General features: G+C 55.2%; 19 protein-coding genes. 15 read left to right on the top strand and 4 right to left on the bottom strand.

The genetic code is table 11. The features are described 5' to 3' along the window. Positions 1-60: 60 nt before the first annotated feature. From G6R38_RS16020 to G6R38_RS28265, 6 genes are all read left to right on the top strand, one after another. Positions 61-522 (top strand): hypothetical protein, encoded by a 462-nt coding sequence (locus G6R38_RS16020; RefSeq protein WP_166827857.1) that lies wholly within the window; start codon positions 61-63, stop codon positions 520-522. Between the two features lie 831 nt (positions 523-1,353). Next, positions 1,354-1,671, top strand: coding sequence for a DMT family transporter (locus G6R38_RS16015; RefSeq protein ID WP_166827854.1), 318 nt, complete (start codon positions 1,354-1,356; stop codon positions 1,669-1,671). A 37-nt stretch (positions 1,672-1,708) separates the two neighbouring features. Continuing rightward, on the top strand, positions 1,709-1,858 hold the full coding sequence (locus G6R38_RS16010; protein WP_166827851.1) for a hypothetical protein: 150 nt from the start codon (positions 1,709-1,711) through the stop codon (positions 1,856-1,858). Positions 1,859-2,104: 246 nt separating this feature from the next. Next, positions 2,105-2,656, top strand: coding sequence for an ankyrin repeat domain-containing protein (locus G6R38_RS16005; protein WP_166827848.1), 552 nt, complete (start codon positions 2,105-2,107; stop codon positions 2,654-2,656). Between the two features lie 120 nt (positions 2,657-2,776). Next, positions 2,777-3,535 (top strand): type I methionyl aminopeptidase, encoded by a 759-nt coding sequence (gene map, locus G6R38_RS16000; RefSeq protein ID WP_166827845.1) that lies wholly within the window; start codon positions 2,777-2,779, stop codon positions 3,533-3,535. After that, the gene (locus G6R38_RS28265) at positions 3,507-3,629 is read left to right on the top strand and encodes a hypothetical protein (RefSeq protein WP_261345392.1); all 123 of its coding nucleotides are present in this window, start codon (positions 3,507-3,509) and stop codon (positions 3,627-3,629) included. Before map ends, G6R38_RS28265 begins: the two co-directional genes overlap by 29 nt. 18 nt (positions 3,630-3,647) lie before the next feature. Here G6R38_RS28265 and G6R38_RS15995 read toward each other — a convergent pair whose 3' ends face one another. Beyond that, a complete protein-coding gene (locus G6R38_RS15995) occupies positions 3,648-4,076 on the bottom strand; it encodes an RbsD/FucU family protein (RefSeq protein ID WP_166827842.1) in 429 nt (142 codons plus the stop codon). Between the two features lie 183 nt (positions 4,077-4,259). Between G6R38_RS15995 and sucC the strand changes: the two genes are divergently transcribed. The 3 genes from sucC to G6R38_RS15980 all read left to right on the top strand — a co-directional run bounded on the left by sucC (position 4,260) and on the right by G6R38_RS15980 (position 6,968). Beyond that, complete coding sequence (gene sucC / locus G6R38_RS15990; RefSeq protein ID WP_166827839.1) at positions 4,260-5,450, top strand: ADP-forming succinate--CoA ligase subunit beta; 1,191 nt, start codon at positions 4,260-4,262, stop codon at positions 5,448-5,450. A 63-nt stretch (positions 5,451-5,513) separates the two neighbouring features. Next, complete coding sequence (gene sucD, locus G6R38_RS15985; RefSeq protein WP_166827836.1) at positions 5,514-6,416, top strand: succinate--CoA ligase subunit alpha; 903 nt, start codon at positions 5,514-5,516, stop codon at positions 6,414-6,416. Between the two features lie 24 nt (positions 6,417-6,440). Next, on the top strand, positions 6,441-6,968 hold the full coding sequence (locus G6R38_RS15980) for a hypothetical protein (RefSeq protein ID WP_166827833.1): 528 nt from the start codon (positions 6,441-6,443) through the stop codon (positions 6,966-6,968). Between the two features lie 61 nt (positions 6,969-7,029). On the opposite strand, the gene G6R38_RS15975 is transcribed toward G6R38_RS15980, so the two are convergent. Together G6R38_RS15975 and G6R38_RS15970 are read right to left on the bottom strand one after the other, a co-directional pair. After that, on the bottom strand, positions 7,030-8,019 hold the full coding sequence (locus G6R38_RS15975) for a Gfo/Idh/MocA family protein (protein WP_166827830.1): 990 nt from the start codon (positions 8,017-8,019) through the stop codon (positions 7,030-7,032). Between the two features lie 107 nt (positions 8,020-8,126). Next, complete coding sequence (locus tag G6R38_RS15970) at positions 8,127-10,454, bottom strand: hypothetical protein (protein WP_166827827.1); 2,328 nt, start codon at positions 10,452-10,454, stop codon at positions 8,127-8,129. A 230-nt stretch (positions 10,455-10,684) separates the two neighbouring features. Here G6R38_RS15970 and G6R38_RS15965 point away from each other — a divergent pair, with 230 nt between their 5' ends. Both G6R38_RS15965 and G6R38_RS15960 read left to right on the top strand, forming a co-directional pair. Continuing rightward, positions 10,685-11,941, top strand: a complete 1,257-nt coding sequence (locus G6R38_RS15965; RefSeq protein ID WP_166827824.1) for a sulfate adenylyltransferase — start codon at positions 10,685-10,687, stop codon at positions 11,939-11,941. A 100-nt stretch (positions 11,942-12,041) separates the two neighbouring features. Then, positions 12,042-12,698, top strand: a complete 657-nt coding sequence (locus G6R38_RS15960; RefSeq protein WP_166827820.1) for a Uma2 family endonuclease — start codon at positions 12,042-12,044, stop codon at positions 12,696-12,698. On the opposite strand, the gene G6R38_RS15955 is transcribed toward G6R38_RS15960, so the two are convergent. Beyond that, positions 12,691-14,166 (bottom strand): leucyl aminopeptidase, encoded by a 1,476-nt coding sequence (locus G6R38_RS15955; RefSeq protein ID WP_166827817.1) that lies wholly within the window; start codon positions 14,164-14,166, stop codon positions 12,691-12,693. The genes G6R38_RS15960 and G6R38_RS15955 overlap by 8 nt on opposite strands. A gap of 336 nt (positions 14,167-14,502) precedes the next feature. On the opposite strand from G6R38_RS15955, the gene G6R38_RS15950 reads away from it, so the two are divergent. The 4 genes from G6R38_RS15950 (at position 14,503) to G6R38_RS15935 (ending at position 21,742) form a co-directional block, all read left to right on the top strand. Beyond that, positions 14,503-17,175: a PVC-type heme-binding CxxCH protein gene (locus G6R38_RS15950; protein ID WP_206028609.1), complete on the top strand. Its 2,673-nt coding sequence runs from the start codon at positions 14,503-14,505 to the stop codon at positions 17,173-17,175. A 119-nt stretch (positions 17,176-17,294) separates the two neighbouring features. Next, complete coding sequence (locus G6R38_RS15945; protein WP_166827814.1) at positions 17,295-19,085, top strand: HEAT repeat domain-containing protein; 1,791 nt, start codon at positions 17,295-17,297, stop codon at positions 19,083-19,085. A gap of 128 nt (positions 19,086-19,213) precedes the next feature. Further along, on the top strand, positions 19,214-19,942 hold the full coding sequence (locus tag G6R38_RS15940) for an alpha/beta hydrolase (RefSeq protein WP_166827811.1): 729 nt from the start codon (positions 19,214-19,216) through the stop codon (positions 19,940-19,942). Positions 19,943-20,161: 219 nt separating this feature from the next. Then, positions 20,162-21,742, top strand: coding sequence for a DUF58 domain-containing protein (locus G6R38_RS15935; protein WP_166827808.1), 1,581 nt, complete (start codon positions 20,162-20,164; stop codon positions 21,740-21,742). Positions 21,743-21,754: the final 12 nt, after the last annotated feature.

The following is a 21,754-nucleotide window of genomic DNA, read 5'->3' as shown; positions in this document are numbered from 1 at the left end:
GCAGGCTCAACGCGGGCACACGCTGGGACATGCCCCAGCCTACGAAACTAGGGTGTCTCCATGATTCGCTGGGACACATGCCGACAAGAGTTTGAGCCTGATGGAGCACTTCGTGACATCTACGTTCTTGATACGACCATCAAGCATTGGCAGATATTATTCGATGTGCTCCGTGCATCCTACACATTGGAGTATTCAGTCGATCACACAGCACAGCCAGTTCCATTAACCGTCGACGAGGTTTTCGACACTCGCAATACCGCAAGCCCATTTCTGCGGTTTTATGTTGGCGGTATCCTGGTTGCATGTCATTTCTTTGGCACGACTGCAATTGAGTTCGACATTTCCCCTCGCGATGTGACTTCGGAGGTGGCACTCAATGAGTTGCTAGGCTATTTGCGACTAGTCGGCGATACTCTTGGGAAGGCTGTCATTGTAAGCCACGAGTTCGACGAGCTGAATCCCTTCATCACTTATGAGCCGAGCCGCAAGGAGTTTCTCTTTCAAAGTGTTTCCGTCTAACGAAGCACAGCCGCGAACGCGTTGTAATATGTCATCCTGACGAATCGAGTTTGCATCCAACGAATGAAGTCTATGAAGTAGGCACGATCACGCCTCAGCATGTTGAGTGAACTTATCGCGAGCAAAGCCTGGGGCATGTCCCAAACTACGGCACTCCGCAAAAATTTGATCGTCTTTCCGACTTGATGTAAAACTGGAGGAAGGTGATCAACTCTTCAACACTTCTGTCTTTCTACCTGGAGCGGAAATCAATGTCTCGACGAATTGCAACAACCTTGATCGCTCTCTTGCTCTTGGTTGCTAGCCTCCCCCTGGTCTTGAGTGACAGGAATGTATCCGCGCAAAACTCCCCTTCAAAAAGGACCGGATCACCAGAACCGCAATTGGCGTTTAGGCCCATTGCCGCGGTTGGCCTCAATGGGACGACAATTTCCCGTTCAAAGGTGCCCGGAGGTTGGCTCGTGACGGGCAAAACGAGCCTTCAGAACAACGCCGGTTTTGGAATCACCTTTGTTCCTGATCCCGAACATACCTGGGACGGCTCCAGCCTCAGGTAGTGAGAAGAATGAGTTGGTCGTGCACGGGATCGCAGGGTGCCATGCTCACGGTTTTGCGTGAGCATGCGTTGCATTGACGAAGTGCGTTGAACCATACTCATTCAAAGCGATCAACATCCCACGTGCTGCGGAAGTTTTACCCTGCCCATTCACCGAGGATGTCCAACCAATCTTGCCTCCTACTCCAACTAAAAAATTGACCCACTCTTCGCATTGGCCTATTATCCAAGCGATTTGAAGGATAATCATAGTTAGGCCTCAGAGGCATACTGATATGAGCTGGGTGTATTTGGTACTCGCCGGTCTGTTTGAGGTTGGTTGGCCGGTTGGTTTGAAGATGTCTCAGGAGCCACAAACTCGGTGGAGTGGCATTGCGGTAGCCGTGGGGTTTATGGTCGTTTCTGGGTTTATGCTCTGGCTTGCACAGCGTCAGATCCCCATGGGAACTGCCTATGCAGTCTGGACAGGCATTGGCGCCGCAGGCACTTTTGCCGTCGGGGTCCTGCATTACGGAGATCCATCCTCCTTCCTACGGTATCTCGGCGTAGCCTTGATCATCGCGGGCGTCGTTACCCTCAAAATTGCGTACTGAGAGTGAACTCAGGTATTCGGTCAAAGAGGGGGATACTGTGACTCGGCGATTATTGTTCTTGATCGTCTGCACGCTCATTCTCGTTCCTGACGCAGGGAACGCGGAGGAACCGACACCGAAGAAAGCAACCCAACCAAAAGCCAATCCGGTGTACGCCAAAATCATCTTGCCCGGTGGCCTGCAATGAGGATCGTCCCGTCGTCGAGACTTGGATTGACGAAGTTCGTCTACCGTCGTTATCGAAAGCGAAGTGTATGGCAGACGCTACACGCGTTTTGCTCTGTCATTTGATCAAGGGCATTCGACTGGCCCAGATTTCGACGATGACTTGAACCGTTGTTTCGCGTTGAAATAATATCCGAGAGATTTGTGATACGAACATAGTTGTGCACCGACATCGGGAAGCGAACTCTGAATTCAATCGGACAGGATCATGCAAGACGTCGAGGCGTTCATTGAGTTGATCCGTCAGAATCGCCATCAAGAAGCTCTGGATATGCTTAACGAGTTTCCAGCGCTCGCCAAGACGCGTACGGAACGATCGGGGCAGCTTCACGGGGCAACGCCTCTTCACTGGGCCGCACACCGTAACGCGACCGAACTCTGTGGGCGATTGCTCGACCTCGGGGCGAACGTCAATGATTCGGTCAGCGATTGGTGGCTGACACCACTTTCATGGGGCGCGGATGCCGGTAGCGCTGAGGCGGTTGAACTCTTGTTAAAACGCGGCGCCGATGTCAATCAGGATGCCATTGTCGGAACAACTGCCCTCCACGCGGTCGCAATGGGTGGGTCAACCCAAGGCAAAGGTGATCCGGGTGCGTATGAAAGAACGGCTGAAATACTGATCGCCAATGGCGCCGACATCAACCGGCGGACAAATAAGCAGCGAACACCATTGGATGAAGCGATCGACAACGAAAACAATGCTGTCGCGAATGTACTGCGGCAACACGGAGCACTCGCTTCCAAGGCGTCAACCTGAAGTGTGTGCAAAAATGCAGTGCACCGGAGTTGCCGTCCGGTCCGAATCTGAAATCAACGTCGCTGGCGGCAACTCGGTGTTTTTGGTCGGTCGCCGCTCATTAACTGAACGAGAAGGTAAATGACAATAGAAAGCCAAGCTGATGTTGACGGCATTATGGCCGCAGGTCGTGTTGTTGCGACGGTACGAGATGCGATGCTTGCAGCGGTCGAACCAGGGATGACTACGCAAGAGTTGGATGACCTAGGCGGACGCTTGCTTGATGAAGCGGGAGCACTGTCAGCACCCAAGGTCACATATGATTTCCCTGGCTCAACTTGCATTAGTGTCAATGAGCAAGCTGCACACGGGGTTCCTGGTTCGAAAGTGATCTGTGCAGGCGATATTGTTAATGTTGATGTGTCGGCGAGCTTGAATGGATATTTTGCCGATACGGGTGGCACAACAGTCGTGCCACCGATCGCACCATTAAGAGCACGACTATGTCATGCAACACGGGTCGCCCTGAAAAGTGCAGTTTCTGAGGCACGCGCTGGAGCGAAGATCAATCGGATTGGAAAAGCCATTCAGTCTGTCGCAAAAGCACATCGATTCAAGGTCATTCGCAATCTGGCAGGTCACGGTATCGGGCGGTCCTTACATGAAGAGCCCGCAGGCATAATTGGCTATTACGATCACAATGACTCTCGGAAATTGCACGCAGGTCAGGTCGTTGCCATTGAGCCTTTTTTATCAACTAGAAGCACTCATGTTGGTGAGGGCGAGGACGGTTGGGCATTGATTGGTCACAGATCGAATTTGTCGGCTCAATATGAGCACACGATCATTATCACCAATGGAGCGCCCATTGTTGCGACGCTTTCTGCTTCCGGCGGCTAACAATTCGCCGGGGGGCATGCTCGTGGCTTTGCGTGAGCATGTGCTGCGTCGACAAAGTTCGTCCACCGTCGCTGTCGAATGGGAAGCCGTGTAGGTGGCGACTCGTCCCAGCCTACGAAACGACACCCTTCTTTAAAATCAGATTCGCATAAATCGCCGTTTCTCCAGTGGCAACGATCGCGTAGGCAGCTTTTGCGCGTTCGTAGAAGGCGAAGCGTTCGACGCATTCCAATTCGATCCGGCGTTCGGCGGTCGAATTGATGTGGTGTTCGAACTCTGTCCAAATTGGTGGCGTCTCGGCGGTGGTGTCGACCGGTTGCATGACTGCGGCGGGGGAGTCGACGAAATCATCCAGCGGCAGAAATTGCAGGATCGCTTCGAGCAATTCCGGCACGCCGTGTCCGTCGGCTCGGATCACACGTTGAGCGTGCGAATCGGCGGGGAAATTGCCGTCGGCGAGCACGATTTCATCGCCGTGCCCCATCTTCATTAGGGCGTACATCAGTTCCGGGGAGATTATCGGCGGGATTCCGTTGAGCATGACGGCCTCGTTGAAAAGATACGGCGAGTTTCGGGAGTCGATCGAAAACCCATCGGAGCAAGTGGATTCCCTGCTCCAAGACGGCTATGATACGGCGGTTCGGTTCGAGAGCAATCGAGGACATCGCAATCGAACACCTGCCACAACTGCATCGCTCACATACCTCTGAAATTTATCGATTCCATGAAGATTCACGAGTATCAAGCCAAACAACTTCTCCGGGAAGCCGGGGTGCCCGTGCCGCGTGGCATCGTGGCCAAATCCGCTGAGGAAGCCGCCGCTGCTTTTACCGAATTAGGCGGTGAATTGGCCGTGGTGAAAAGCCAGATTCACGCCGGCGGTCGCGGGAAAGGTCGCTTCAAGGAAGAGCCCGAGCAAGCCGGTGTCGTGCTGGTTCGCTCTGCCGACGAAGCGAAGGAAAATGCCGCAAGAATGCTGGGCAACACACTCGTCACGATTCAAACCGGCGACGAAGGCAAGCAGGTCAATACACTGTTCGTCGAAGAAGGCCTGCCGATCGAGAATGAATTGTATCTCGGGATCGTCGTCGATCGTGAACACGGCTCGCCCGTGGTGATGATGTCGACCGAGGGCGGCATGGAGATCGAAGAAGTCGCCCACAACACGCCCGAAAAAATCATCAAAGAACCATTCGGCACCGCCTACGGTTTGCAACCGTATCAAGCTCGCCGATTGGCCTACGCCTTGGGACTGTCGAACACCGCCGTCCGCAGTGCCGAGAACTTCCTCACGAAGTTCTGCCAGTTCTTCATTGACAGCGATTGCAGCATGGCGGAAGTCAACCCGCTTGTGGTCACGAAAGATCAGAAGCTCGTCGCGCTCGATGCGAAAGTGTCCTTCGACGAAAACGCCTTGTTCCGTCACAAAAGCTTCGTCGAAGAACTCCGTGACTTGACTGAAGAAGAACCGACTGAAGTCCAAGCCGCCGAAGCCGGTTTGAGTTACGTGAAACTCGATGGCAACATCGGCTGTCTCGTGAACGGTGCGGGACTCGCCATGAGCACGATGGACCTGATCAAACTCCATGGCGGCGAACCGGCCAACTTCTTGGACGTCGGCGGCGGAGCGAACGTCGATCAAGTCACCGAAGCCTTCCGGATCATTCTCGCCGACGACAACGTCAAAGCGATTCTGGTCAACATCTTCGGCGGCATCATGAAGTGTGACACGATCGTGGAAGCCCTGCTCACCGCTTATGACAAGATCGGCATCACGCTGCCGTTGGTGGTTCGCCTCGAAGGCACGAACGTCGAACTCGCCCGCAAGATGCTCAGCGAAAGCGGCAAACAAATTACCACCGCCACCGACCTCACCGACGCGGCTCAGAAAGTCGTCGCGACGTTGAACGCGTAAGTCGAATGGTTGGCGGTTGCGGTTTTTTTACTCCTCGAATTCACATTTTGAATCTTCAAAGCAATGAGCATCTTAGTTGATAAAAACACCCGTGTGATTACCCAAGGCATTACCGGTAAGGCGGGATTGTTTCATAGCCAGAAGTGTCGGGAATACGCCGCGGAAGTCCGCCCGGGTGACGATGTCATCGTGGGCGGCGTTACGCCGGGCAAAGGCGGAACCGATGTGGATGGCTTTCCAGTCTTCGATTCCGTGGCCGACGCCGTCAAAGAAACCGGAGCAAATGCTTCGCTGATTTTCGTGCCACCACCATTCGCCGCCGACGCGATCATCTCCGCCGCCGATGAAGGCATTGAACTCATCGTTGCCATCACCGAAGGCATCCCAGTCATGGACATGCTCAAGGTGCAAGATTGCATCAAAGGCAGCGGAGCCCGACTCATCGGCCCCAACTGCCCCGGTGTGATCACGCCTGGCATTGCCAAACTCGGTATCATGCCGGGATACATCCACAAACCGGGCAGCATCGGTTTGATCAGTAAGAGCGGCACGCTCACCTACGAAGCGACTTGGCAGCTCGGCAACGTTGGGCTCGGCCAGAGCACCGCAGTCGGTATCGGTGGTGATCCGATCATCGGCACGAGTTACATCGAACTGCTCGAAATGTTCGAGAACGATCCCGGCACCGAAGCGATGTTGATCATTGGTGAGATCGGCGGAAACGCGGAGATTCTCGCAGCGGAGTACATCGACGCTCACGTGACGAAACCAGTCGCCGCCTTCATCGCCGGTCAGACGGCTCCTCCTGGAAAACGGATGGGCCACGCGGGAGCCATCATCTCCGGCGGAGCCGGCACCGCGGAAGAAAAAATCGCCGCCCTCGAAAAAGCCGGCGTTTCCGTCGCCCGCAGCCCCGCCGACATGGGAGCCGCCGTGCAGAAGGCGATGGGAGTGGCCGCCAGTTAGTTTTCTTCAACTAGGAACGACGAAATGGCTCATCTGACTTCGCTGGAAGAGATTGAAGTTTCGTATGAAGCGTTGGATGTCGTTCCTAGTTCAATTGCATTCGAATTCCCTGCCCTACTAGTTGCAGCGACTTCCGATTCGCTGCAACTGATTCTTCCTCAGACTCGCCAGCTGCTCAGCCAGATCGCCCATCTTGAGTTTCTCTTTCCTGGCTATCGGTTGAACATCGATACTGCCGAAAGAGCGTTGGTCGAAGAAGCCGTTGAGTTTCACTATCGGGCACGATCAGCAAAAGTCGTCAACTGCGAGCCTGTTTTTCGTTTTCGCTGCCCCAATCGTTGGGAGTCTTTGGAACCGACCGAAACAAGTGATGTGCGATATTGCGAAGAGTGTGATCAGCGAGTTTATTTTTGCCGGTCCGACGATGAAATCGCCACGCACGTCGAACTCCGACATTGTGTAGCATTCGCGCCGCCGACCGTCGATGAGTCGTCATTCACGACGATGGGCATCATCGATTTCGCGGATTCTGACGACACAGAATTTGTGTAGGCTGGGTCATGACCCAGCACAAATTCGAGTGGAATGCTGGGTCACGACCCAGCCTACTGATCTACAGCACGATCCATTGGGAATCACGGGCACTTGCTAGGATGGCCTCGATCACGCGCATGTTGGCGACGGCGTCTTTGATGGGCGTCGGGACGGGCGTGTTTTCGAGGATAGCTTTCGAGAACAGATCGCCTTGGATGGTGTATTGATCACAGACATCGAAGGTGATTTCTTCGATCTCGCTGCCGCGTTGATGCCAGATTTTGCAGGGTTTGTCGGGCGGTGCATTAAAGGGGATTTCGATTTCCACGCGGCCTTCGGTGCCGAAGATGTTGACTCGCTGATACGGAACGAGTTGGGTTGAACAGGTGAATGTCGCTGTTCCGTTGTGGAATTTCAGAATCGCAGACGCGAGCCGGTCAGTGTGGAATTTCGGGTCGAATTCGACTTCGCCGATGACGCGTTCGGGTTCGTCGTCGAAGATAAACCGTGAGAGCGAGATCGGATAGCAGCCGATGTCCATTAGCCCGCCGCCGCCCGCGTCGGCTTGGTTGCGGATGTCGTCGGGGTTGTCGTTGAAGTAGGAAAAAGCGGTCTGCACGGTTCGCAGTTGGCCGATGGATCCGTTCGTTGCCAGTTCCTTCGCCTTCTGCCATTGGGGATGATGGCGGTACATGAAGGCTTCCATCAACTTCAATTCTGGATGAGCCTTCCCCGCTGAGACCAACTCCTGACCTTCGGCCGAGGTCAACCCGATTGGCTTTTCGCAAAGAACATGTTTACCGGCTTCGAGTGCTTTGATCGACCACGACACGTGCAGATGGTTCGGCAGCGGGTTGTAGACGGCGTCGATGTCCGGATCGGCGAGCAGTTCCTCGTAGCTGCCGTAAGCTTTGGGAATCCCAAGTTCATCGGCGGCGGCTTGGGCCCGGTCAACGCCTCGCGAAGCGATCGCAGCAATCTCGCAAAGCTGTCCTTTTTGCATTGCCGGGATGACTTTGACCGTACCGATTTTCGCGGTGCTGAGGATGCCCCATCGAATCTTGCTCATGGTTGCGTTTGCCTACTGCTGTGGACCGGACAATTTGATTCGAGAAGTATAGCCGCTTCGATCTGTGAATCGAAGCGGGGCGAACACCGATGAGCACCGAATCACAATCAGTTGGGTAACGGTGGCACGAGTTGTGGGCCATCGTTCGGATCGTTTTCGTTTCGTTCTGGAACCGGTTGCGGGCTTTTGCGTTGTGGGACCTCGGTTTCTGGGGCCAATGGGGTTGGCAGCGGTGGTGACGTCATGCGGGTTTCGGAACGGGGCTGTTCCGGTAACGGTCGCAGGGGCGTCTCTCGCGGCAATTCGAATTGTCGTCGCAGTGATGGCGGCAACGCATCGGACGGGGCTTCACGCGGGATAAATTCCGGTTGTTCCTGCGGATACTCGAAGAACTGAGCCGCTCCGGGATTGCGTTGAGCAAGTGCGACTTGCAAGACATCGATCGTTTCACCATCGCGGAGAAACTCGCCCGGTGGTAGATCGAACACGCCCAGACTGACTGCCGTTTTCAAGTCGAAGTCGGGCAGCACGCTGACGCCTTTGGGATCGATGTAGGAATAGGTCGTGCGATTCGCCCAGGCGACCACGGTAAACCGTTGTTGCGGTGCGAGCGAAAACTCGTTGACTTCTTCGACCCAACCCGCTGGCGTGGGCACCGAGTAAACTTCCCGCAGCACGCCGCCGGAGTCGCGAGGAATGTCGATCGGAATGCTCCCACGTGGCGGAATTTTGTGACGCGACGGCGGACCGGGGGCGAACAAGTCGGCCAACTGCATGATCATTTCTTCTTCACCCGAGTTCACAAAGTTGACTCGCGCTGGCGGCAATGGAGCGGCTGCCACCAACTGACGGGTATGAATTCGGGGTGTGTAATCCAATCCTGGCAGCAGAAGGTAAGAGTTCCAACCCTGTGGTCCGTAAGTGTTTGCAAGCAGACGACCAGTAGCGTCGATTCCAAACCCGGTCATTGAAAGTGGATCGACTGCAATCGGTGCAGCGACTGCGAACCCGGAGGCAACCTGCTGAGCCGTCCAGCCGTTCGCACCTTGCACCCAATTCCGCCATTCACCGCGACCGTCCACGCTGGAAAGCATCAAACCGTTCGGCGTGTTGACTAAAGAAACAGGGGCATTCGGAGCTAATCCGCTTTGCACGATTGGTCGGGCATTCCATCGGCGGCCTTGTCGGCTGAGAAGTTGCATTCGGCCGACGGTGTCGACAGCGGCGGCATACGTGACCGTGCGGTTCCCGCCGTCTGTGTACGCCATCGCCGTCAGCGGTGCGCCGGGAGGGAATCCATTGCCGACCACATTCGGCCCGGACCACCGATTTCCCGATTGGGCATAACTGACAAGCGAACCATTGCGGTCGACTCCAAAGAGTTCCGGCTGACCACCGAGTCCGTCGTTCACGTATGCCAATGGGACGCCGGGATCAAAACGGTTCGGTTGAGGATCGATCAGCCGGTGTTGCTGCACGTTGTCGAAATCCAATTGCCAGAGTCGGCCTTTTCGATCGACACTGAACCCGTTGATGTTCGCACCGCTCTGATGAGCCAACAAATGGCTTCCCGGTTCAAACACATTCGCTTTCGTCAGCGGTTCGATTTGCCCTCTGTCATCGAGTCCAATGAGTCGTCCATCGGTTGCAACGGTGTAGGCTCGTGATTGGTCGTTGTTCCAAGTGGACATGGCCAGCGGTGCACCGGGCACGAGACGCTCTCGCGTGGGCACGGAAACTTGGTTCCATTTGTCTTTCCAACCGCGATAAAGTTGGTATTGGCCTCGGTCGTCGATGTAGCCGACATCGAGCGTATCTCGTTGACGCGGCAGAAACGCCACTTCCGCTAGCGAGCGACGCAAAGCGGATTTCGATTCCGGAAGTCGTCCGGTTTGTCGATCACGTGGATCGACGATGGGGCGTCGTGCTTCAACTCGCTGTGGGAACTGCGAATTCGATGGGCGTGACCCCAATCCCCGCAGGTCGATTTGTCGCGGATCGTAGAATTGATCCAATCCCGGCGGATTGTTGGTCATGGATTGCCGGGGGGCAGGTTGTCGATTTCCACGAGGACCCGCTCGACGACCGGCCGGTTGAATTTGCTGCTGACTTCGTCGCCAGTTGCCAGCCGGATCGCCGATCAACATTGATCCGCGAGAATCGACCGGCCAACGCAACGCTTGTCGCGTTCCGCGGGAGTAATAGCCGAGATATTCGCCATTACGAGTATCCATTCGGCGATCCCGTGTGTAGACAAAGCGTTGCCCTTGAGAGTCACGAATCACAATTTGGGACTCGTCAACCACAGCGGTCGAGGTCAATCCATTCTGACCGGGAACCCGAAGTATGAATTCGCTTTGGGCGAATGTGGTTGCGTTCGGATCGATCCCGCACACGCACGCCGTGATGATCAAGGTCAATCGGTAGGGGGTCATGGTCGAAAATCTCCTTGGAATTGCACCCGCACAACATATTGTACCGATTTCAATTTCGCTGTGGGCCAGTCATGGACAAATCCCACGAAGAAACGCCGATTCAGCCGTGGTGTCACCGGTCAAGTTTTCGACAATGCCCTGAATTTCTGAGGCGGCTTGACGTGTTCGCTCGGTTTCCCTAAGTTTCGAGCGATTGTAGACCCACCTTCACTTGACAACGAGAATGACTCATGGCTGATCTTATCGCCCCTCACGGCGGTCTGTCCGAACCCGTCAACCGTACCGTTCCCGCCGACCAACAAGCCGCGTTCCTCGAAGAAGCGAAAACGCTGCCGCAAGTTCCGGTTTCGACGGCTGATTTGTCCACGGTCTATCGTTTGGCGGACGGCACACTCAGCCCGCTGACCGGCCCGATGGATTCCAAGGCTTACAACCTCGTCTTGGATGAAGCCGTTGTCGAGAGTAACGGTGCGAAATACGCTTGGACAATTCCGTTGGCGTTTCCTGTCACGACCGAATTGGCGGGCACCCTGTCCGCGGGACAGAAAGTCGCGTTGACGAACCCGGAAGGTGAAATCGTCGCCACGCTCGACATCACCGATGTCTATGAGTGGGACAAACAGAAATACATCAGCAGCGTGTACCAAACGGATCGCACCGATCATCCCGGTGCCGACATGGTGTTGGTGAACGATGCCGACAAGACACACCTGATCGGCGGTGAAATTCAAGCCCTTCCACAACCGAAGAACGCTGCCTTCGGCAAATACGTTCTCTCGCCGAAGGAAGTGCGAGCGGTCATCGCGGACAAAGGTTGGGATGCCGTCGTTGCGTTCCAGACCCGCAACCCCCTGCACCGTGCTCACGAGTACGCTTTGGTTTATGGCTTGGAAACCTTGCTTCGCGACGGTAAAAATGCGGGTGCCGTGCTCAATCCGCTGATCGGTGAAACCAAAGGCGACGACGTCTCCGCCGAAATCCGAATGCTCACCTACGAGAAGCTGATCGCCGACCGTGCTTTGGGTGAAGGCGATAGCGACGCGGAACTCTGGGGCCCACGTGGCGAAAGCGTGCCAGATCGCGTGGCGTTGCTTGGTTTGGACATCAAAATGTTCTATGGCGGTCCAAAAGAAGCCGTCATGCACGCCATCTACCGTCAGAACATGGGCTACACGCACATTGTGATCGGTCGGAAACACGCCGACGCCCCCTACAAAGATGGCACCGCCATTTGGGGCGACTTCGACGCTCACGAAATCTTCGACAACCTGAACGGCGACCTCAAAATCCAACCGGTCAAAGTCGGTTTCGCCGCGTTCTACGAGTCGCTCGGTCGTGTCGATCTCATGGAAAACCACGCCGACGAAAAGCCCGTCTTCATCTCCGGCAAAGACGTCCGTGCCACCCTCCAAAAAGGGGAAATGGTCGACCCGCGAATCATGCGAGAGAGCACCTCGAAGATTCTCGCCGACGCAATGAAACAGTAGATCGAACCGTCATCCGACGGACATACAAAAACTTGACAGACCGACAGGGACCGAGTGCAATAGACTCGTCCCTGTCGGTTTTTGCTTTTGAAAGAGCAACATGAGTTCCACGATCGAACAAACGGAAATCCTGGAAGAGTACGCGGAACTACGCATTCAGGACCGGTCCGTTCTGACATCTGTGATCCGAGAACGTCGAAAAAACGGTTCCGATCGTTACGATGAGGTCTGGGATGGAGTCTACATCGTGTCGCCACTAGCCAACAACGAACTCCAAAACCTGATCACACAGTTAGCGGCGATTATGACAGCGACGGTCCAGTGGGCATCACACGGGCACGTCTTCGCGGGAGTCAATGTATCTGACCAAGAAGAAGATTGGCGACAAGACTATCGCGTGCCGGACGTGGGTGTGTTCTTGAATGACACAAAAGCAACAAATCGCGGTACACATTGGTTCGGCGGACCGGACTTTGCGGTGGAGATTGTTAGCCCCAATGACCGTACTCGCGAGAAGTTAGACTTCTATGCCTCAGTCGGGACTCGGGAATTGCTAGTCATCGACCGCGATCCTTGGGGCTTGGAACTCTATCGTCTGCGGAACGATCAACTCGCAATCGTTGCTTCCTCGACCGTTGAGAACGGAACAATCCTAGCAAGCGAAACGGCGCCACTTTCGTTTCGCTTGCGGAAAGGTGAACCGCGACCACACATCGAAGTCGTTCATCAGGACGGCCAACAGAATTGGACTATTTGAAGTTACGTGCGAGTTCCACCAACGTTCGCACCATGACGCCGGTGGCTCCGCTGTCTTGATGGCTTTTGCTACTGGTGGCGAAGGACGGGCCGGCGATGTCGAGGTGCACCCACGGTTTCTCGCTGACGAATTTTTCGAGGAACTTCGCAGCGGTGATTGCCCCGCCCCATCGGCCGCCAATGTTCTTGCAGTCGGCGACGTCACTCTTGAGCAGATCGTTGAAGTCGTTGTCCATCGGCAGTTCCCAGACTCGTTCCTCACAACTCTTGGCGGCCGCTTTGACTTCGTCGCCCCATTCCGAGTTGTTCGTGAAGAGTCCGTTGACTTCCTCACCCAGGGCCACCACACACGCACCGGTTAGGGTCGCCAAGTCGACAATTTTGTCCGCGCCCTGATCGACTGCATAAGCCAGCACATCGGCGAGGACCAAACGCCCTTCGGCATCGGTGTTGAGGACTTCGATCGTCACACCGTTGCGAGCGGTCAGCACGTCACCGAGCTTGTACGCCGAACCGCTGATCATGTTCTCGACGAGTCCCAAATACCCCACCACATTCACTGGTAGTTTGAGTCGGGCGATGGCGGCGAGCGCTCCGAAAACCGTCGCGGCACCGGCCATGTCCGCCTTCATGGTATTCATGCCCTCGCTGGATTTGATCGACAACCCGCCACTGTCGAAACACACGCCTTTTCCACACAAGGCAAGTGTCGGTGCTTCGCTGCTGGCTCCAAGATACTCGAGGACGACCACGCGCGGCGGTCGGGTGCTGGCTCGGGCGACCGCCAAAAGTGACCCCATCCGTTCCGCTTCGAGTTGCTCTTGATCGAGAATTCGACATCGCAAACCGACCTCGTCGCTCATCTCTTTGGCTTTTTGGGCGACGGATTCCGGATAGATTTCGTCCGCACAGCGGTTCACCAGATCCCGAGTTTGGTTGATGGTTTCGCCGAGGATGTGACCGGCTTCGCCACTCTTACGGTTCTCGTCGGATGCCTCTTGAAGCAACGTAAGAGTCTTGAGCGGGTGTCGATTGGGTTCGCTTTGGTACACCCCTGGACCGACCCCGGCAATCACGGCCGACATCACTGCCGTTTGAATCGCCGTCGCCGAGTCGATATTGGGAGTGCCTGGCCACGCGACCGCGACGGTTTGGTCCTTTTTCTTCGTGATTTGTCGGAAGGCAATTCGCGCAGCTCGTTCAAACTTCGCCGGCGTCAAGGCTTCGGTGGAACCTAATCCCACGAGCAACAACCGATCCGCGGCGATCCCCTTCGCGACCGGCAACTTGCAGGTTTCGCCAACGTCGCTGGGAAACTCATCTCGTTCTCGGAGTTGGCTTAAGACTCCGTCGAGATGGGAATCTAAATCCGACAAAGGGAAAGACCAACTCACGTCCTTGGAGACCAAGACGATGAGCCAATCGGCTGCGACTTCGTTCCAGGACCGTTCTTCGAGCTGTAATTCCATCGGTTGGGCAGACTTTTCAATCGAGAAATGAAGCGAATCAATACAAACCAAGCAGGGGCACTTCGGAATGAAGTGATGAAATATGGTTGGCCGTCGAGAATTCGAACGCCGAATGAGGGGGCTATTGGAGCGAGTTTTCCCCCATTCGTCAATCTATTGAACGCGTTCCGCGGTTGACGGCTGTCTCATAATCTTGAACGGGAAGGTTTTCAAATGGCAGGCGGACGGTTTAGCATAGTGGGTCCACACATTGGTTGACATACCCACCACGGTCGCTCCATTCGAAACTTCGGCGACCGATTTTCGACGTCTTCTTTGACCAACGAGAGATTCAATATGCTTCGACACATCACTGGGCTGCTTGCGGTGATGGCGGTTGCCTCCTGGGGAGGCAACATTTCCGCCGCCGATTCTACATCCAAAGTCACGCTGCGCGAGGGAGATCGGGTTGTCATCATCGGCAACACGCTCGCCGAGCGGATGCAGTATTTCAATCATTTCGAGACGCGGCTGCATGCCCGGTTTCCGGAATTGCAGTTGGTCGTTCGGAATCTCGGTTTCTCGGCAGATACCGTGAACCTCCGTTTGCGGTCGCAGGATTTTGATGATCATGGGCATACTCTGTACGACCATGAACCAAATACCATTCTTGCCTTCTTCGGTTTCAATGAATCGTTTGCCGGTCCAGATGGTGTCGACAAATTCAAGGCTGATCTGAAGAAGTTCGTCGGTGAAATCCGGCAGTATCAGTATCCGTACACGAATTTTCGACGTGGTTCGGACAAGCCGAAACTGATTGATGGTGACGGCAAAGCCCCTGTCGATCCCCCGCAAATCGTGTTGTTCTCCCCGATCGCTCAAGAAGATTTGCATGTCCGCACGTTATCGGATGGCAAAGCGAACAACGAAAACTTGGCTCTCTACACGAAAGCCATGTCCGAGGTGGCTGAGGAAACCGATGTCGTTTTCGTTGACTTGTTCCATCCGACAAAGTCGCTGTTCGAGGACGTGAAAGAACCCCTCACCATCAACGGCGTGCATCTCAACGATGCCGGCTATTCCAAGCTCGCGCCGATTCTCGACGAGAACCTTTTCGGAAGTGCGTCAAAAGACCTTCCCAAGAAACAATGGAGTGAACTCCACGCAGCAGTTGCTGAGAAGAACCTCCAATTCTTCTACGATTACCGAGCCATCAACGGGTTCTACATTTACGGTGGACGGAAAAAGCCATTCGGCGTGGTGAACTTCCCCGATGAATTCGCCAAGCTGCGAAAGATGATCCACAATCGTGATGAACGAATCTGGAAAATTGCCCAAGGTAAAGACGTTCCTCAAGAAATTGATGACTCGAACACCGGCGATCTGAAAACTATCGCCACCAACTTCAAGAGTGAAGTTCGGATCACTCCGCCAGAAGATGCGATCGAAGCCTTCAAATTGCCCAAAGGCTACGAGATTAATCTGTTCGCTTCCGAAGAGGACTTCCCTGCACTCGAAAACCCCGTGCAAATGGCCTGGGACGCGAAAGGCCGATTGTGGGTCACGACGATGGGGTCGTATCCGATGTACCTCCCCGGTACACCGGTCGATGACAAAATCCTGATCCTCGAAGACACCGATGGCGACGGTCGAGCCGACAAGCAAACCGTGTTCGCCGACGGTCTTCACGTGCCGACGGGTATTGAACTGGGGCATGGCGGAGCTTATGTCGCTCAGCAACCGAACATCCTATTTCTGAAAGACACCGACGGTGACGATAAAGCCGACGTTCGGCAATACCGTCTTCACGGTTTCGATTCCGGCGACAGTCACCACGCGATCAGCGCATTCACCTGGGGACCCGGCGGTGCGTTGTACTTCCAAGAAGGCACGTTCCATCACAGTCAGATCGAAACCCCCTACGGTCCCGTTCGGCTCGCCAATGCGGGCGTTTTCCGCTACGAACCGCTGACGGAAAAACTCGATGCGTTCATCGCGTACAACTTTGCAAATCCTTGGGGCCACACGTTTGATCGTTGGGGACAAAACTTCGTCGCGGACGCTTCCGGTGGAGCCAACTACTACGGGACTGCGTTCTCCGGACAAGTGGACTTTCCACGACAGCACCGAGGGATGAAACAATTTCTTGTCAAGCAATGGCGTCCCACGTCCGGTTGTGAGTTGGTCTCCAGCAGCAATTTCCCGAAGGAAGCCCAAGGGAATTATCTGCTGAACAACGTTATCGGTTTTCATGGCGTGCTGCAGTACAAAATGATGGAAGACGAATCAGGCTTCAAAGCCGAACCCGTCGAACCGTTATTGCGGTCAGCCGATCCGAACTTCCGCCCGGTTGACTTGGAGTTCGGTCCGGACGGTGCCTTGTACCTGATCGACTGGTTCAATCCGTTGATCGGTCACATGCAACACTCGCTCCGTGACCCGAAACGAGACAAGAAACACGGTCGCGTTTGGCGGATTCACTACACCGACAATCCCCTTGTCAAAAGTCCGAACATCGCGGAAGCCTCGACTCCGGAATTGTTCGACCTACTCGCGTCCTATGAAGACCGCACACGTTACCGCGTTCGTCGGGAACTTTGGTCGCGTGATGTCGAAGAAGTGATGACAGCCGGGAAAAAATGGTTCGCCGGACTGGATCAATCGGCAGACAACTTTGAGCAACTGCGACTTGAGTGGCTGTGGCTGCATCAAGCGGTCGACATGGTCGATGCGGACTTGCTGAAAACGGTTCTTCAGGCAGAAGAATACAAAGCCCGAGCCGCCGCCACACGCGTGTTGTGCTATTGGCGGGACCGTGTTTCCGAGCCGCTGGAATTGCTGCGAGCGCAGGTCAACGACGAACACCCCCGCGTCCGCTTGGAAGCAATTCGTGCTCTGAGTTTCTTCAAGGGAGAGCAAGCAACGAAGGCTCTGGAAGTGGCCGTCGAGTCGTTAATTTACCCGCAGGATTATTATCTTGAGTACACACTCAAGGAAACGATGGACACGCTGGAAGCTCGTAGCGAATAGTGGGCAGGCCATCTATGATCCGTTGTTGACCTGACCGGTTTTTCACTTCAATATTGTTTTCTCGCCACCCCGGTTTCTCGCCGGGGTCGTTTTTCCTACCTATTGGGAGGACTTGTCTGATGTCCGAAAAATCTCGTATCGGCAGCAAGCTCCGTTGGCTTTCTGGCCTCTGTCTTGTTGTTGTTTTGTCTTCCTCGGTCTGCGCGGACGAACCGCAAAGTGCCGTCGCACCGCTGATGAAACTGCTCCAGAGTGGTCGCTTGCCAGACTCGCGAGTCGGTAGCGTCGTGGAACTCGTGGGACGACGTGGTAACGAACACGACTTGAAATATCTGTTCGATCAAAGTGTTAGCAAGGACGGGTACGCGGGTGAGACTCGCGTCACGGCTTTGAAGACGCTGCTCGATGCGGCACAGAACCGGAAGGTCAAACCGGCTGGGGACTTGGCTGCCCTGAAGACACTGTTGACGGAGGATCAAGACAATGCCACTCGTGGACTGGCCGTTCAGTTGGCTGGGCAATGGAAAGTCACAGCGGTCGCTCCCACGTTGAAGGCGTTGGCTCTTGATACGGATGAGAATGCAGAATTGCAATCGGCGGCAATCGACGGCCTTACGCAACTCGGTGGTGAAGCTGCTCAGTCGGCGATTCTGGAACTGACGAGCGAGAAGTATCCTCAGAGTTTGCGATACCAAGGAGTCGCCGCCCTGACGAAACTCGACGCGGAAGCCGCTGCGAAACGGGCCGCCGAGGTGCTAGCCAACGCCAACACGAAAACCGATCCAGCTCCCGTGGTTGATGCCTTCCTCGTGCGTCAAAACGGAACCGACTTGTTAGCAGCCGCGCTCCAGGAAACCCCGCCTCCGGCGGATGTCGCGAAGATGGCGTTGCGACATTTGTTCGGATCGGGACGGAACGATAAAGCTCTGTCCGATGTGCTCAGCGAAGCAGCCGGTGTGAGCCAGGAAACTCCACAACTCACGAAGGCGGAGATTGCCAAGCTCGCTGCCGATGTCGTCGCGAAAGGCGATCCCGCGCGTGGCGAAGCGATTTTCCGAAGTGCCGATTTGAGCTGTATGAAATGTCATGCGGTCAGCAAGGCTGGCGGGAATGTTGGTCCTGATCTAAGTGCCGTCGGTCAAAGTTCCCCGGTGGATTATCTGATCAATTCCATCCTCTATCCGAGCCAAGCGATCAAAGAAGCGTATTTGACCCGCGTGGTGCTGACGGCGTCTGGTGAAGTTCACCAGGGTGTGGTTGTCGATCAAGCTGCGGATCGGCTGGTGCTCAAAGACGCCAATGGAAAAGAGATCACGATTCCCACAGCGGATATCGACTTCGAGAAAGAAGGAAAATCGTTGATGCCGCAAGGGCTGACGAAGTTCCTGACTCAAGACGAGTTGATTGATTTGGTTCGATTCCTCTCCGAGTTGGGCAAGCCGGGACGGTACGCGGTTCGGTCGACTCCACGGATGCAACGTTGGCGAGTGTTGGCGAAGGTCCCTGCATTGCTCGCCCAGAAGGTGCCAGACGAAGAAGAATTTGGGGATGCATTGGTGCATGCGGAGAACGTTCCGTGGCAACCGTCGTATGCCCGTGTAGACGGCACGTTGCCGTTGGACCAACTCGCTGAGGACACTCAACAAACTGTTCTGTACGTGCGGGGCGATGTCGAGGTGACGGCAAGTGGACGGATCGGTTTTCAGCTTGATTCCGCTGAAGGTGTCTCCGCTTGGGTGGATGGCCAGGCAATGGGATCGGATGAGGAATTCGTCGCCGAACTGGACCGGGGGACGCATGCCGTCGTGTTCCGAGTCGATACCGAAAAACGGTCGAGCAACGATCTAAAGTTGGAATTGTTCCAGCCGAACGGTTCGTCCGCCCAGTTTGCCGTCGTTGATGGCAAGTGATTCCGTCTGGCAATCAAAGGTAATGGTGTGCCACGGTCCGGTGGGACGTGTCGAGCGAAGGTGCTTGAGAACACGGTCCTGAGAGTCGTGGCACCCGTATGTTTTGTCTACAACTCAAAAAGTGAATAATGAAACGTCAAACGGAAACTCTGGGTGGTTTGCAGTGCATTGTCATTGACGAACTGCCCGACGGAACGCAACCGACGCATGTCGTCGTCATGTGTCATGGATTCGGTGCCCCCGGAAGCGACTTGGTTCCGATTGGGGCAGAAACTCTGCGAGCGTTTCCGTCGCTTAGAGAACGGGTGCAGTTCATATTCCCGGCGGCGTTGTTGTCACTTGCGGATCAGGGAATGCCGGGGGGCCGGGCATGGTGGCCATTGGATTTGGAAGAACGTTTGCAAGCAATCGCGTCGGGAGATTTACGGATTCTCCGAAATGAATTTCCGCCGGGATTGGATGCCGCAGCTGATGCATTGTCGGCGTGTCTTCAGGAAATCCAAGAAACTCGCGGAGTACCAAGCAGTGCTGTGACACTCTCTGGATTTTCGCAAGGTGGAATGCTGGTCACGCATGTGGCGTTGGAAAGTTCCGAAGAGTTTGCCGGCTTGTCCGTGTTCTCAGGAACACTGATTTGTGAAGACCGTTGGAAAGAGCGACTTGCTGCCCGGTCTTCGCTGCCTATCCTGATCAGTCACGGGACCCAAGATCCGATTTTGCCGTTCGCAGCGGCTGAGTGGTTGCGGGACTTATTTCAATCATCGGGCTGGCCAGTGGAGTTCATTGAATTCGACGGTCCGCACACGATTCCCCAAGCGGCTTTGATCGCATTTGCGAAGCGGCTAGACAATGTCTAGTTTTAATGTAGCAAGGGGCGTTATGTGTTCTGCGGGAAAAAACCATCCTGAGACGCCATATACACGGTCAACGCGCTCTAGAAGAGGTGTTGGCAAGGAGTTAGGATGGCGGGAACCAGGAGAATCACCTTCATAACCGTTCGTTTGGATTTCATTCCACTGGGATTGTGATCTTCAAACTCATCGCGCTCCCAAATCTCGTTCTATTCGGAATCGAACATGTCGGACGAAGCGGAACAGCCACGATTTTCCTGGAAGGGATTGTTCGCTTTCTTAGCGGGCGGTGTTTCGCTGTTCTATTACTTTGAATTCCTACTGCCGTTGCCTTGGGTCAGTCCGTTTGGTCGGGCGTTGTACGTAGTCACCGCGTGCTTGGCGATCGGCTGGGGAGCGATGACCCAAACCAAAGCGATGTTCGGATTGGCGAGTGCGTCACCGCGTCCGACTGATTCCCTAAGCCAACGGTTTTCCTGGGCCGGTGTGATTCTCATTCTCTTCGGCGTCGAATTCTTGTTGATGGCCCGGAAGGTGCCGATTGCCCTGGCGAGGGGCTGCTTGGCGGTGATGGCTGTGTCGTCGCTGTTTTTTGGAATCCGGGAGATCAGCAAACACTTGCTCGCCGGGACCGAGTTGACATCGATTCGGCATCGCTTCGCCCTGCCCCGTCAAGGTGCGGTGTATGTGGTGATCATGATCGTGTTGTTTGTCGGTTCGCTGCAAACACGGTCAAATATGTTGCTGCTTGTCTTTGCAATGATGGCTGCTCCGTTTGTGCTCAACGGGGGCATCATTGTTTCGATGCTGAAGAATCTGTCGGTGACACGGTCGGTTCCGGAGTCGGTGGTGGCCGGTGAGCGATGCACGGTGGAACTCAATTTGACGAACCGGAAAAGCATTCTGTCGTCTCAGTTGCTCACCGTGACGGATCGGGTGGCCAACGAGCGGGAAGTTTTGGAGCCGTCTTCGTTGGTGGCACGAATCCCCGCGAACGAGTCGCGGGTCGCACGCTACCAACTGGAACTTCGTGATCGCGGACGATATCAGTTAGGGCCGGTTTCGATTGAAACGCGCTACCCATTAGGAATTGTCGAACGCGGAATTACCATCGACCTGCCGGGCGAGATCATTGTGTTTCCCCGGATCGGTCGGCTCACACCGGCTTGGTTCCGCCAGCATGGACATGCCGACGAAATTGTGCACCGCTCCGACACGAAGCGTGGTGTCTACGACGACGAATTTCACCGGATTCGGGAGTATCGGCCGGGGGACAATCCGCGTGCGATCCATTGGCGGTCATCGGCTCGGCAAGGCGACTTGATGATCCGCGAGTTTCACCAGAGCCGCAACCAAGACTTGGTCATTCTGCTGGACCTGTGGAATCCCGACTCCCAAGACTCCGCCGCCATCGATCGGGTTGAGTTGGCTATCTCGTTCGCCGCAACGATTTCACGCACACAAATGTTGCGATCGCGTGATTCCCGAGTCATGCTCGGTGCAGCCGGTGAGCGTTTCGAGTCGTGGTTGGGAGCAACCGGCCCCGCGGGGTTGGAATCGCTGATGAAATTGCTGGCCACACTGCAAAGTGCCGCAAAACCAGACTTGGCTGAGTTGCTGTCATGGGGACGAGCCCAACGCGGTCCAACCACTCGGACATTGCTGATCACATCACGTCCCCGCCGAAACGGCACGATTCCCGCTTTGGAGGAAACTCAAGCCAAAGGAGACGCTGGGGCGGAACTTCGCATCATTTCGTGCGAACCCGAGGAATTACTGACGTGGTTCTGGTTTGAGTCTCGGTGAGGCTTGGCAAGC

Source organism: Thalassoroseus pseudoceratinae (assembly GCF_011634775.1).
GTDB lineage: Bacteria > Planctomycetota > Planctomycetia > Planctomycetales > Planctomycetaceae > Thalassoroseus > Thalassoroseus pseudoceratinae.
Note: the sequence above shows the minus strand (reverse complement) of the source record. Positions and strands in the feature narration are given on the sequence as shown.